12 protein-coding genes are annotated in these 12,297 nt (G+C 75.4%); 7 read left to right on the top strand and 5 right to left on the bottom strand.

All coding sequences use genetic code 11. From position 1 onward, the window contains the following. Positions 1 to 262 precede the first annotated feature (262 nt). Positions 263 to 490, top strand: coding sequence for a hypothetical protein (locus QSK03_RS23355; RefSeq protein ID WP_285657254.1), 228 nt, complete (start codon positions 263 to 265; stop codon positions 488 to 490). After that, entirely contained in the window at positions 487 to 1,164 is a 678-nt protein-coding gene (locus QSK03_RS23350; RefSeq protein ID WP_285657253.1) for a DUF5134 domain-containing protein, read from the top strand. Before QSK03_RS23355 ends, QSK03_RS23350 begins: the two co-directional genes overlap by 4 nt. 13 nt (positions 1,165 to 1,177) lie before the next feature. Here QSK03_RS23350 and QSK03_RS23345 read toward each other — a convergent pair whose 3' ends face one another. Beyond that, positions 1,178 to 1,987: a class I SAM-dependent methyltransferase gene (locus tag QSK03_RS23345; RefSeq protein ID WP_285657252.1), complete on the bottom strand. Its 810-nt coding sequence runs from the start codon at positions 1,985 to 1,987 to the stop codon at positions 1,178 to 1,180. A gap of 126 nt (positions 1,988 to 2,113) precedes the next feature. On the opposite strand from QSK03_RS23345, the gene QSK03_RS23340 reads away from it, so the two are divergent. The 4 genes from QSK03_RS23340 to QSK03_RS23325 all read left to right on the top strand — a co-directional run bounded on the left by QSK03_RS23340 (position 2,114) and on the right by QSK03_RS23325 (position 5,464). Next, complete coding sequence (locus tag QSK03_RS23340; protein WP_285657250.1) at positions 2,114 to 3,475, top strand: UDP-glucose dehydrogenase family protein; 1,362 nt, start codon at positions 2,114 to 2,116, stop codon at positions 3,473 to 3,475. 118 nt (positions 3,476 to 3,593) lie between these two features. Then, positions 3,594 to 4,052 (top strand): SRPBCC family protein, encoded by a 459-nt coding sequence (locus QSK03_RS23335; RefSeq protein ID WP_285657248.1) that lies wholly within the window; start codon positions 3,594 to 3,596, stop codon positions 4,050 to 4,052. Positions 4,053 to 4,147: 95 nt separating this feature from the next. Further along, positions 4,148 to 4,912 (top strand): DUF1990 family protein, encoded by a 765-nt coding sequence (locus QSK03_RS23330; RefSeq protein WP_285657247.1) that lies wholly within the window; start codon positions 4,148 to 4,150, stop codon positions 4,910 to 4,912. Positions 4,913 to 5,119: 207 nt separating this feature from the next. Next, positions 5,120 to 5,464, top strand: coding sequence for a hypothetical protein (locus tag QSK03_RS23325; RefSeq protein WP_285657246.1), 345 nt, complete (start codon positions 5,120 to 5,122; stop codon positions 5,462 to 5,464). 52 nt (positions 5,465 to 5,516) lie between these two features. Here the strand turns inward: QSK03_RS23325 and QSK03_RS23320 are convergent, their stop codons facing one another. After that, positions 5,517 to 6,581, bottom strand: coding sequence for an endonuclease/exonuclease/phosphatase family protein (locus tag QSK03_RS23320; RefSeq protein WP_285657244.1), 1,065 nt, complete (start codon positions 6,579 to 6,581; stop codon positions 5,517 to 5,519). Positions 6,582 to 6,625: 44 nt separating this feature from the next. Then, the gene (locus QSK03_RS23315; RefSeq protein ID WP_285657242.1) at positions 6,626 to 8,413 is read right to left on the bottom strand and encodes a heparin lyase I family protein; all 1,788 of its coding nucleotides are present in this window, start codon (positions 8,411 to 8,413) and stop codon (positions 6,626 to 6,628) included. Between the two features lie 539 nt (positions 8,414 to 8,952). Here QSK03_RS23315 and QSK03_RS23310 point away from each other — a divergent pair. After that, positions 8,953 to 9,852 (top strand): hypothetical protein, encoded by a 900-nt coding sequence (locus QSK03_RS23310; RefSeq protein WP_285657240.1) that lies wholly within the window; start codon positions 8,953 to 8,955, stop codon positions 9,850 to 9,852. Between the two features lie 242 nt (positions 9,853 to 10,094). Here the strand turns inward: QSK03_RS23310 and QSK03_RS23305 are convergent, their stop codons facing one another. Both QSK03_RS23305 and QSK03_RS23300 read right to left on the bottom strand, forming a co-directional pair. Then, the gene (locus QSK03_RS23305) at positions 10,095 to 10,562 is read right to left on the bottom strand and encodes a hypothetical protein (RefSeq protein WP_285657238.1); all 468 of its coding nucleotides are present in this window, start codon (positions 10,560 to 10,562) and stop codon (positions 10,095 to 10,097) included. 218 nt (positions 10,563 to 10,780) lie between these two features. Further along, the gene (locus tag QSK03_RS23300) at positions 10,781 to 12,274 is read right to left on the bottom strand and encodes a T6SS phospholipase effector Tle1-like catalytic domain-containing protein (RefSeq protein WP_285657236.1); all 1,494 of its coding nucleotides are present in this window, start codon (positions 12,272 to 12,274) and stop codon (positions 10,781 to 10,783) included. Positions 12,275 to 12,297 lie beyond the last annotated feature (23 nt).

The following is a 12,297-nucleotide window of genomic DNA, read 5'->3' as shown; positions in this document are numbered from 1 at the left end:
GGGGGTGGTCGCGGTGTCCGCGGTCCCTACCGTGCCCCTGACGGTAGGCCCCCGCCCGACGGGAGATCCGAGGAGCCCCCGAGGAACACCGCCACGACGACCCGTGCCGCGCCTTCCGACCTCTGCCTGAGAAGGAACGGGCGTCCGCCTGAGAACGCTGGTCCTTCCGGCGGAGGCGCTCGGGGCGGCAAGGCGAGAAGGCTGCGGCGAGGTTCCGCGTCGTACCGTCGGCCCCGCCCGCGACAGCTCACGGAGGACCGCGATGACCACCGACCCGACCGCCGGCCTGCAGCACGTCACCACGTTCTGCGGCCAGTGCTCCTGCGGCTGCCCCGAGCTCTACCTCGACCCCGCCGCCGACGAGGACCGCCGCGTCGTCATCACCGACGACTTCGGCCAGGCCATCCGCATGAGCGTCGCGCAGCTCGCCGTGATCGTCGACGACTCCCGCAACGGGGTCCTCGACGGGCTGCTCGCCGACGCGCGATGAGCCTTCCCGCTCCCCTCGCCGGGTTCCTCGCGGCCGTCTTCCTCGCCGCGGCCGCGCTCTGCGCCGTGAGCCTCTGGCGCCGGCGCGGCCGCCACGAGGGGGTCGCTGCGGCGGCCGAGGCCAACCACGTGGTGATGGGCCTCGGGATGGCGGTCATGGTGCTGCCGGCGACGATGGGCGCGGTGCCGCCGGTGGGGGGTGCGGTGGCGTTCGGCGTGGTGGGCGGCGCGTGGGCCGTCCGTCTCGTCGTCCTGCGGCGGCAGGACCGGTCGCTCGGCGCGCCGGTCGGGGGTGGCCGCTGCGGCGCGCACCCGACGCACCTGCTGCTCTCCAACGCCGCGATGGTCGTCATGTACGTCGCGATGATCCCGACCGGCGGGTCGACGGCGGGGATGGCGGACATGCCCGGCATGGACATGAGCGCCCACGCCGGCCCGCCGCCGCTCGCGCTCTCCGCGCTCGGCGCGGCGCTGGCGGTCTACCTGCTCGTGCACTCCGCGATCACCGTCGGCGTGGTGGTGCGGTCGTCGGTGGGCACCGTCGCTGCGGACGTCGGCCCCGGCGCCGCCGGGGCCGCGGCGCGCCTCGGTCGCGCCGTCGACTCCTCCGCCGTGCAGCTGGGCTGCCAAGCCGTCACCGGGATCGGGATGGCGCTCATGCTGCTCGTCCACTGACGCGGCACCGGCGTCAGAACGTGTAGCGGTGCAGCCGCATCGCGTCCCGCAGGTGGGGCACGAGGTCGACCGCGCGGTACAGCGCGTGCCACGGGCCGGTGGTGGCCGCCGCGGCGAGCTCGGTGACCGCGACGTCGTCGCGCTCGCGCAGCTGCGGGTACCGGGCGCGGAACGCGGAGCCGTCGTAGCCCCACCGGAAGCGGGCGTCGAGCCGGAACGCCGCGAGCGTCGCGTTGGACGCCGGCACGATCCAGCCCGGCACCGCGTCGAACGCGAGGACCCCGCTCGCGCAGCGGGCCAGCAGGCGGTCGACGACGTCGTGCACCTCGGGAGGAGTGAGGTACATGACCAGGCCCTCGGCCAGCGCCAGCGTGGGGCGGTCGCCGTCGACGCGGTCCCACCAGTCGGGGTCGCCGACCGACGCCGCGACGGTCTCGACATCGTCGGGCAGGTCGTAGACCCGGCGGCGCAGGTCGGCGACGCGGGGCACGTCGACGTCGAGCCAGCGTGACCCGGCCGGCCGTTCGAGGCGCAGCGGGCGGCTGTCCAGGCCGCAGCCGAGGTGCAGGACCTGCCCGTCGGGGTGCTCGGCGAGGAACGCCGCGGCCCAGGTGTCCAGGCACTTCGCGCGGGCGTTGATCGTCGCGGTGTCCGAGCTGAACCACTGCCACGCCCCGGAGCCGTACTCCACGCGGGCCAGGGCCGGGCCGGCGAACGGGTCGCCGAGGATCGGATGTGCCGACGCCGCGTCCCGCTCGCGCAGGAACAACGTGATCAGCAACGTCTCCTCCGACCCGCGGAGGTCCACCGGCTCGGGCGCCATGGCGCGCACCCTGTCAGCCCGCCCTGTGAGCTGCCGGACCAGTCACCCGGGCGCGGAGCGTGATCTGGCAGCGTATGCGCCGGTTGCGATCGAGAGCCGACACTCGAGGACCCGAGGGGGATCGCCGTGTTCACACGCCGGGTGGCTGTGGTGGGGACCGGTTATGTGGGGCTGACGACGGGGGCGTGTCTGGCGTCGTTGGGTCACCAGGTGGTGTGCGGGGACATCGACGCGGCGAAGGTGGAGCGGCTGCGCCGGGGTGTGGTGGACATCGTGGAGCCGGGGCTGGCGGAGCTGGTCACCGAGCAGGTGTCGGCGGGGCGGTTGTCGTTCGTGGTGGGGGCCTCGAGCGCGGTCACCGACTTCCCCGACGAACTGGACGCGGAGATCGTGTTCCTGTGTCTGCCGACGCCGATGGGTGTGGGCGGGGTGGCCGATCTGCGGGCGGTGGAGGCGGTGGTCGAGGAGACCCGCCACCTGCTGGCCGCGGGCACGGTGGTGGTGAACAAGTCGACGGTGCCGGTGGGCACGGCGGCGCGGACCGCGGAGCTGCTGGACCGGGCCGATGTGTCGGTGGTGTCGAACCCGGAGTTCCTGCGTGAGGGCTCGGCGGTGCACGACTTCCTGAACCCGGACCGGATCGTGGTCGGGTGTGACGCGGCGGAGGCCGCGGAGCGGGTGGCGGCGCTGTACGCGCGTCTGGGTGCGCCGACGGTGCTGACCGACGCGGCGTCGGCGGAGCTGATGAAGTACGCGGCGAACTGCTTCCTGGCGATGAAGCTGTCGTACGTGAACGCGATGGCCGAGCTGTGCGAGCGGGTCGGGGCGGACATCTCCGACGTGACCGAGGGGATCGGCTACGACCGGCGGATCGGGCAGGCGTTCCTGTCGCCGGGTCCGGGGTGGGGCGGGTCGTGCCTGCCCAAGGACACGCACGCGTTGTTGCAGGTGGCCGACGCGGCGGACTTCGAGTTCCGGTTGCTGCGCGCGACGATCGACACCAACACCCGCCAGCGGCAGCGGATCGTGGACAAGGTGCGGCACGCGGTGACCGGGCGGCGGGCGGGGTCGCTGACCCGGGTGCGGCTGGGGTTGCTGGGGCTGACGTTCAAGGCGGGCACCGACGACCTGCGGGACTCGCCGGCGCTGGCGATCGCGGCGCTGCTGCGGCAGGCCGGCGCCGAGCTGGTGGCCTACGACCCGGCGCTGGTGGCGGACCCGAACAACCCGGACAAGACGGTGCCCGGGATGGTCGACGGCATGATCGACGGGGTGCCGCTGGTGTCGGACCCGGTGGAGGCCGCGCAGGGCGCGGAGGCGCTGGTGGTGCTCACCGAGTGGCCGCAGTTCCGGCAGCTGGACTGGTCGGCGATGGCCGGGGTGATGAAGCAGCCCACCGTCATCGACACCCGCAACCTGCTCGACCCCGCCACCCTGCGCCGCGCCGGGCTGACCGGCATCGGCCTCGGCCGGCGCGAGGCCGCCTGAGCCGTCCATCCGGGGGCGGGCTGGTCTGCGCACCGACGGCCGCCTACCGTGGGTGGGCGTCGGGGCGGCCGTCGACACAGCGTGCGCCGCGGGTCAGGTCTCATCGGAGAGGCGAGGCATGCGCTGCGAGATCGCGGTCGACATCGACTCCTGCCCGGACCACGTCTGGGCGGTCCTCACCGACGTCAACCGGTGGCCGCGCTGGACCACCGCGGTGCGCGAGTCGGTGCTCATGGGCGGGGGGTCCCTGACGCTCGGCGGGGTCGTGCACCTGCGCGTCGCCCGGGTGCCCGAGCGCACCTGGCGGGTGGGGGAGTTCCAGCCCCGGCGGCACCGGTTCGCCCTGCACGGTGAGGGCGTCCGCGGCACGGCCCGGGTGCGCTTCGCGTTGAGCCCCGCCGGGGAGAGCGCCCGCACCCGGCTCGTCGTGACCCACGAGCGCACGGGCTGGCTGGGCACCACGGTCGCGCGGCTCACGGCCCGCACCGTCGAGGACAACCTGCAGACGCTCGCCGGCGACCTCAAGGAGCACTGCGAGACCCGCCGCCGCTCCGGGGTGCCCGCCGCCACCGGCTGAGACCCGCCCGAGGCGGCGACGCCGGGAGCGAGGACGTCAGGGCCGTCACGGGCGCCGCGCGGTGATCTCGCCGGGCCGGCGGGTATGCCACCGGCATGGAGTCCGCGGATCCCTCGCTCGGCACCTCGCACTGGGTCCCGGGGCCCCGGCAGGTGCTGCGCGAGGCGCTGATGCTGACCCGGCTCCCGCGCGGTGTCGCCGGGATGCTGTGGCGCTGCGTGCGCCCGGACGTCGCGGTGCACGTCGTCGAGGAGGTCGGCGACCACCGCGACCTGCCGCCCCGCCTGGTCGACGTCACCCCGCGCGACCAGCCCCTCGAGGCCGGGCACGGGCCCGCGCTGCACCGCGAGTTCCGGGTCCGGGTGGTCGGCGCGCAGCGCGGAGCGACCGAGCTGATCGACGCCCTCGCGCGGGACATGAACCGCGCGGTCGTGCCGGGCGTCGCGCGGTTCGACTACGTCGCGGCGAGCGGGGCGATGCGGGTCGGCGAGGAGCTGGTGGTCCGCATGCCCGGGCCGTGGGACGGGCCGGTGCGCGTGCTGTCCCGGGAGCCGACCGCGTTCCGGCTCGGCACGCTGACCGGGCACCTCGAGGCCGGGCAGATCGAGTTCGCCGCCCGCGACCTCGGTGACGACCTCGAGTTCGTGATCACCACCTGGGCCCGGGCCGGCGACGTCGTGGCCGACGTCCTCTACAGCCGGCTGGGGCTGGCCAAGCAGATCCAGTACCTGCTCTGGGTGGAGTTCTGCGTGCGGGCGGCGTCGCTCGCCGGCGGCCGGACGCCCGACGGCGTCCGCGTCCTGACCCGCACCGTCTCCTGGCCGGAGATCCCGGACGGGAATTCTCCGTCCGCCGTGTAACAGCGATCCGGGCTCCGACGACATCCCCTGTGCCCCGCGCGGCCACCGGACCCCCGACCCGGTGGCCCGCGGGGCTTTCTCGTGTCCGGGGTCCTCACCGTTCCGTGGTCGGCGCTGGCCGCGCTTCCGAGTGGTCCATGATCACGGAGGGACACGCGGGGTGGATGTGACGGCCCGGTGTCCCTCGACCGACGTACCCTCGCCCGCGTGGAGCCTGACCCGCGCGTGACGACGGCCGTGGTCGGCCTGCTCATCGCGTTCTGCGCGGTGCTCCTGTTCAAGTGGCTCGCGCTGGTCGCGGTCGCGGCCGTCGTGGTGATCGGCGTCCTGCGGTTCGCGGTCCGGCGGCTGCTGCGCGCGATCCGCGCCCGCCGGACCGCCGGCGAGGGAGCTCCCGCCGCGGCGGCCGACCCCGCGCCGGTCGTGGTGCTGGCGAGCGGCCCGCCGTGCTCGTGGTGCGGGCTCGTCGGCGGCCATCACGACCTGCACGGACGCCCCGTGCGCCCCCGGCACGCCCACGCCCTCCCGGCGCCCTCCTACCGCGCGTCGTGAGGTGCGCTGCGGGCTCGTGAGCACTTCGGAGTGCTGGGGCACCTCGACCTGCTCACGTGAGGCGGAGGCGCACCAGCAGCGCGCGGTGGTCGGAGCCGGGGACGTCGATCACGGAGACGTCGCGGGCCTGCGGGCCGCCGCTGGCCAGGACGTGGTCGATCTGGGCGCCGAGGGCCCGCGGCACGCCGGAGAACCAGGTGCCGGTGAGGCTCGCGCCGCGCGCGGTCGCGGCGTCGGTGCACCCCTGGGTGCCCGACCGGAAGGCGGAGTGGTCCGGGGTCGCGTTGAAGTCGCCGACCACCAGGGCCGGCCCCTCGGCGCGGGAGCACCAGCGCGACAGCAGCTCGAGTTCCTCGGGCCAGTAGGAGATCCAGCCCGGGACGATCGACACGACGTGCACCGCGCCGAGGTGCACCGGACCGAGGATGCCGCCGGTGAGCTCGGCCCACGGGTAGCGCGTGTCGGTGGGGGACCCGGGCGCGTCCGAGATCGTGCGCGCGGTGACGTCGCCCGCCCGCGGTGCCGTCAGCACGGTGATGCCCCGGACGTCGGCCGCCCGGGGCGGGACGTTCGTCCACGACCGGTAGTCGGGCAGCAGCGCGGCGATCCGCGAGCGGAACAGCTCGCCCGCCTCGGGCAGCACCACGATGTCCGGGCGCTCCCGCCGGACGACGGCCGCGAGCGCACCGACGTCGGCGTGGCCCTCGAAGGCGTTGAGCTCCAGGACGGTCAGCGGCGTCCCGCCCGGCGGCGGCGCCTCGCCGGGCACCGCCCGCGGCACGACGAAGGACGCGGCCACGGCGACGACGAGCGCGACCCCCACGAGGCCGACGGTCCCCGCCGCGCCACGGGGCCGGCGTCGGCGGACCAGACGCACCACGACGACGGCCAGCACCACCACCGCGACCCCGACGGTGAGCGCGGGCCGCAGGGCGGCGAACACCGCGAAGGGCAGGTGGTGGTCGAGGCCGCCGAGCAGGTCCGGGAGGAGCACCAGGGCCGCCAGCACCACGGGCACGAGCGCGCCGGCGACCCGCAGGATCCGGCGCGGCCCCGACCGGCGGGGCTCGAGCTCCGCATCCGGGTGTCCCGCGACGAGGTCGGGGACGTGGGGCATCGAGCCAGGCTAGGTCGCCGGGTGCCGGTGGGGCGTGAGGAGGGTCAGTCGACCGGACGCGGCCCGAGGCCGCCGATCCCGCGGGCGTCGCGCCCGATCTTCAGGTCGGTGACCAGCACCGAGCCGCCCTGGCGGATGTTCGGGTCCCGGTACATGCCCATCTTCATGTAGGCCGAGGCCGTGCTCATCGTGCCCGCGCGCGGGCTCCAGTCGGTGACACCGGTGGCCTGACCGCCGCGCCAGACCGTCACCGAGCTCTGCGACGGATCCTGGGAGAACCTGATGTGCATCGTGAGGTCGATCGTGTCGCCCGGACCGATCGCGCCGATCGAGCGCATGTCGTCCCCGCCCGACACCATCATCAGCTGGCCCTGCGTCACCTGCAGGGCCAGGGGCGGCGAGCCGCTCGGCAGCGCGTGGTGCCACTGCAGCAGGAGCTGCCAGCTGCCGGTGTTCGTCGGGAAGTCGTCGGAGAGGCGGGCGGTGTAGCGGACGTACTGCTCGTCGCCGTCCCGTGGTTCCGTTCCCGGGCCCTGCGGCAGCACCTCGCTGCGCTTGCCGCCGGGGCCGAGCGCGAACTGCCACGCCTGCCGGCCCGGGGCATCCGGGTTGTCGACGATCCGGGGCTTGCTCCCGTTCTCGACGAGACCGCTGTCGCCGCTGTTGTCGAACAGCTCGCTCAGGCTCCCCGCGGCGAGGTCGAACAGGGCGCCGATCACCGGCGCCGGGCCCTGCGCCGCCGGCGCGGTCGAGGTCGCGGGCGGCGCCACGGGCAGGGCCGGCGGCGCCGTCGCGGCGTCGGGCGCGGGCTCGTAGAGCCCGGCGGGCGCCGACGCCGTCGGGATCTGCTCGGCCGGGGCGCTCGGGATCAGCGGCGAGCCGATCGAGGTCAGCGCGAAGAGCGCGGCCACCCCGCCCCCGCCGATCAGCCCGATCGTCGCCCGCAGCGGCAGGCCCGTGCGGCGCGCCGCGGCGTGGGAGGGCCCGGTCGTGCCGTGCCCGCCGCCCGTGCTGCTGACCACGCCCGTCGCGCCGGTGCCGGGACCGGTCCGGTGGCCGTGCACCCGGGAACGCCCGACGCTCGTGCCCGTCGTCTCCGCGGCCCGGACGGCGGTGGTCGCGGTCTCGTCGGAGGCGGCGCGGACGGTCGTGGTCGCGGCCTCGTGGGAGGCGGCGCGGACCGTCGTCGTCGCGGCGTCCGCGGGGGCGGCACGCACGGCGGTCGGCGGCTCCGGCGCCCGGTGACCACCGTGACGCGGCTCGACGGCGCGGTGGCCACCGGTGCGCGGGCCCGGGGACCAGGGACCGGCCGGCGACACCGCGACCGGGGCGGCCGTCGACGTGACCGTCTCGGCGGTCTCCGGCGCCCGGTGGCTGCCCGTGCGGGGACCCGCGGTGCGCGACGCGTCGCCGGCGGACGGCTCGGGGGCGCGGTGGCCGCCCGTCCGTGGTCCCGCGGCGTGGTGGACGGCCGCCGGGGCGCTCACCGGGGTCTCGACGGTCGGGGCATCGGCGTCCCCGCCGTCCCCACTGCCGCCGTCCCCCCGGAACGACCAGCTGCCGGTGGACGGGTCGAACGCGAGCCGGCCGACCGGTGACTCGTGGCGTCCGGTCCCGACGAGCTCGGCGGCCGCGACCGGCTCCGCGGCCCGGCGGTGACGCGCCGAGGACCCGCCGTCGCTGGACAGCGTCTCCGTGCCGTGGTGACCTGTCGCGCGATGGGCGGAAGGGTCGCTACCCGGCGTGCGGAGGCCACGCTGCGCCCGGTGCCCGCGGGCGCGACGGCGCCCGTCGCCGGGCGAGGGGTCGGCGTGGGTCACCACGTCGGTCATCGAGGGCGTCCTCCGGGTCGGTCCGGACCGGTGAGCCCTCCACCTGTCGCGCGGCCGTACGGATCGTGCTCGTTCACAAACAGTTTGTCACCCGACCGTGACCGAAGCGTGCTCCCGAGCGACCCCTTGGGCCGAACGGCGTCCTCGTAGCGGCGGATGGCTGCTCCATCCTGCCTGCGCACGCGGCCAACCGGGTTCCCGGGGTCCGCACCCACCCTGTCCAGAACGTCCGGGTCGGGTCGCGGCGAGGTCACGGCCCGGTGTCGGCACGGCGTCGACGACCGGTCCGACGGGCGGCGGGCCGGTCTCCGGGGAGTCGTTGCGCGGGTCCGCTCGGCGCGCACCCCGTGCGGGTCGTCGCCGCGTCCGCGGCGCGGATCGGGACCTGAAAGGGCCTCGGCCCGGTCGTCGCGTGAGGTAGGCCGAACGGGTGAGCGACCCGGCCGGTCGTCGCGTCCCGGCGGCGCGTGGGCGTCGGTGCCCTCAGGGTTTCTCAGGTTCGCCCTGCGTGGTCGGGCGCATCCCTAGCGTTCCCGCCGATGAACACGACGACCACACCGGAGCGCCCCGCCACGGGGCCGGGTCCGGCCGCCACGAGTGTCCCCGGGCTCCGTGACGGTGCCGGACTGGTGCGGATCGGGCTGCACCTCCTGCTGGCGGCGCTCCCGCTCCTCGCGATCTCCGCGCACGTCTTCGGCGTGATCAAGATGCAGTACTCGGCCGGCATCCTCGTGATCCCGCTGGCCACCGCCATCGTCGCGCTGACCGTCCTCGCCCCGCACGGCGGGGACCGCGTGGTCGCGAGCGGCATGTGGTGGGGCGTCGTCGGGTGCGCGATCTACGACGGGTTCCGCCTGACCACTGTGCACGTCTTCGGCTGGTGGGCCGACTTCATCCCGACCATGGGCACCTGGATCACGGGCAACCCGGACGACCTGACCTCGGGCGCCGTGGTCGGCTACCTGTGGCGCTACATCGGCGACGGCGGCGGCATCGGGATCACGTTCTTCGCCGTCGCCTGCGCGGTCGGCATGCAGAGCTGGTCCCGCCGCGCCGTCGTGGGTGCGGCCGTCGCGTTCTCGGTGTTCCCGGTGTGGGCGGGCCTCATCGGGACGGTCGCGATCGCGCCGCGGGGACAGACGATGATGTTCCCGCTGACCTGGGTCACGCTGACGCTGTCGCTGATCGGCCACCTGATCTTCGGCTTCATCATGGGGCTGGGCTTCCACCGGTCCCGCGCGGTCCGCAGCGCCTGGCCCTGGAAGCCGATCACCGGCCAGTTCCCGGCCATCACCACCGGGCGCCAGCTCGCGCTGCCCGGTCCGCGCGCCCCGCACACCCCGCCGTCGGGCCAGTCGATGGACCCCGACACCTGGGAGCTCTGGCGCCAGCAGCTCGAGGCGAACACCCGCAGCCGGCGCACGCACAGCGTGCGCTGAGGGCGGCCTCCGTTCGCCCCCAGGAGAGACCCGCAGGAAAGACCCGCACGAAGACCCCGCTCCCCAGCGCCGCACGGCCCCGGCCCGATCCCCCGACGGGCCGGGGCCGACGCGGTTCCGCCCCCGGTGACGGACGACCGGCCCCGAACGACCGGCCCCACGACCGGCCCCGGACAGCACACGGCCCGGGTGGCGTTTCGGGGATGCCACCCGGGCCGTGAAGGTCGTGCGTGTGGTGCGACCTACTCCTCGGAGTCGCCGCCGTCCGACCCGCCGGGCAGGGAGCCCGCGACGGTGTCGAGGGTCGACTGCGCGGTGCTCGAGACCTGGTGGGCCCCGGGCACGCTGCCGTCGACCGCGCCGAGGATCTCCTTGGCCGGCGGGCAGGCGGCGTCGTGCACCGGCTTGCTCGCGGCGTTGACGGTCTCGAGCGTGGAGGCGGTCGCGTTGCCCGTGGCGGTGTTGGCCACGTGGCCGACCGTCTCGCCGCCCTTGTCGACGATCCGGATCTCGCAGTTCTCGCTGCTCTTGTGCTCGCTGCCGTGGTCGCTGTCGCTCGAGCTCTCGTGCCCGTGCGACGGGGCCTCACCGGCGAACGCCATTCCGGCGCTGCCGCCGACCAGCGCGAACGCGGCAGTGGCGGTGAAGAGCCCACGGCTCGCGACGGTGGTCATGGCGCCGCCGGAGCGGCGGGCGGAGTGCGTGCCCATGTTCGGGAACCTCTCGCGTCAGGGTGGGAAGCGTGGTCGACGCACGGGGTCGCAGACCCTGTACGTCCGGGAACGTGACGCGGCGTTCCCTTGAGTCGACCAACGAGTGATGTCACGACTCGATAACGGCCCGATCTCGGAACTCACACGACCGAGGGACAACCTCGCCGTGACGTGCGCTGGAGCAGGGGCTGAGCCGACCGGGTGGACGGGGTGGGTCAGCCGCGCCGCGTGACCCGTAGCGTCACCGCGCCGCGATGGGAGCCGTAGCCGGTCCAGGCGTCGTTGGCGAAGGCGTAGAGATAGCCGCCGCGGGTGAGGGCCAGCCCGCGCTCGCCGCGGGCCCCGATGGGCACGGTCGTGCCCTCGTGCACGGTGCCGTCGAGGTCGACGACGTCGTTCGCCACGGCGGCGACCAGCTCGAGCCACCGGGCCTCCGGCACCCGGCGGCTGCCGACGACGTCGGCGCGCGGGTTGCCCGTGACCCGCTCGACGAGCGCGCGCACCCCGTCGAGCACCGTCCCGACCGCGTAGGACGGCCACGACGTGACCGGCCAGGGCGAGGCGCCGGTCGCCGGCGAGGCGGCGCCGTGGTCGCGCCACGACCCCGACGCCGCGAGCGCGTAGCGGCCGGGCGGCAGGTAGAGCCCGGTCTCGACCCAGGGCTCGACGGCGTCGACCACGACGGTCTCGCCGTCGTCGGACGGCACACGCCCGGGGCGGTAGGGCGGCGTCAGGTCGCAGCGGCGGCGGGCGGCGGCGGAGGCGCTGACGTCGTCGGCGCCGTCGACGACGTGCGGTGCCGACCGGGGTCGTGGGCTCAGGAACCGCCAGACACCGCCGACGCCGTCGTCCAGCGCGCCGCACGGACGGCCCTCCGGGCGGGCCGGGGCGTCCGGTGCCCAGCGCGGCGCGACCGTCGCGTCCAGCTCGTCGATCATCCAGCGCAGCGCGCCGTCGGAGAGGTCGGTGTCGGGCTTGCCGCCGCCGACGTCACCGTGGCCGCCCGGGAACCAGACCTGGGCGAACGAGTCGTGCCGGCCCTCGGGCGGCGTCCGCCACACCGACGGCACGTACGGTCCGCGCATCTCCTCGAGGGCCAGCGCCTGCCGGGCGTGCCGGACGTCGGGGGTGAGCTCGAGGTCGTGGAACTGGACGCGCTCGCCGCCGACCACCGACGACACCAGCCCGAAGGTCTTCGGGACGCCGAGCGCGCCCACCGTGTCCCACACGCCGAGGAACGCGACGGGCGCGCGGTCGTCGGGACCGAAGCCCGGGTGGAAGGTGAGCCCGTCGAGGTCGTGCCGCGCGCGGTAGCCCTCGGCGTAGATCCGCGCCACGAGCGCGTCCCGCGCCGCGTCGTCCTGGTCGGCGGTGAAGGCGACGAGCCCGCAGCGTGCGAGCATCCCGACGAGGCTGCGCACGGTGAACGCGCCGCGGCTGAACCCGAGCAGCACCAGCTCGTCGCCGGGCCGGAAGGTCTCGGCGAGCCAGCGGTAGGCCTCGGCGATGTGGGCGGCGAGGCCGAGGCCCAGCGCGCCGTCGAGCACCCGCCGGACGGGTCCGCCGTCGGTGCCGACGCCGGGGAAGTACCGGGGCACCTGGTCGTCGGTCGCGGCGAGCCGGTCGTGGAGCCGCCGGACGTTGGTGCGGTCGGTGGCCGTGTTCCAGGTCCCGTCGCAGCAGACGACGAGGCGCCGCGTCACGCTCACCCGACCAGTGTCCCGGTTGGATG

This window comes from Actinomycetospora sp. NBRC 106375 (assembly GCF_030269665.1).
Classification (GTDB): domain Bacteria; phylum Actinomycetota; class Actinomycetes; order Mycobacteriales; family Pseudonocardiaceae; genus Actinomycetospora.
Note: the sequence above shows the minus strand (reverse complement) of the source record. Positions and strands in the feature narration are given on the sequence as shown.

Excerpts from the sequence above, each read along its gene's own strand:
- QSK03_RS23355 (WP_285657254.1), top strand. The coding sequence starts at position 263 with ATGACCACCGACCCGACCGCCGGCCTGCAGCACGTCACCACGTTCTGC.
- QSK03_RS23350 (WP_285657253.1), top strand. The coding sequence starts at position 487 with ATGAGCCTTCCCGCTCCCCTCGCCGGGTTCCTCGCGGCCGTCTTCCTC.
- QSK03_RS23305 (WP_285657238.1), bottom strand. The coding sequence starts at position 10,562 with ATGGGCACGCACTCCGCCCGCCGCTCCGGCGGCGCCATGACCACCGTC.
- QSK03_RS23315 (WP_285657242.1), bottom strand. The coding sequence starts at position 8,413 with ATGACCGACGTGGTGACCCACGCCGACCCCTCGCCCGGCGACGGGCGC.
- QSK03_RS23320 (WP_285657244.1), bottom strand. The coding sequence starts at position 6,581 with ATGCCCCACGTCCCCGACCTCGTCGCGGGACACCCGGATGCGGAGCTC.
- QSK03_RS23330 (WP_285657247.1), top strand. The coding sequence starts at position 4,148 with ATGGAGTCCGCGGATCCCTCGCTCGGCACCTCGCACTGGGTCCCGGGG.
- QSK03_RS23345 (WP_285657252.1), bottom strand. The coding sequence starts at position 1,987 with ATGGCGCCCGAGCCGGTGGACCTCCGCGGGTCGGAGGAGACGTTGCTG.
- QSK03_RS23310 (WP_285657240.1), top strand. The coding sequence starts at position 8,953 with ATGAACACGACGACCACACCGGAGCGCCCCGCCACGGGGCCGGGTCCG.
- QSK03_RS23335 (WP_285657248.1), top strand. The coding sequence starts at position 3,594 with ATGCGCTGCGAGATCGCGGTCGACATCGACTCCTGCCCGGACCACGTC.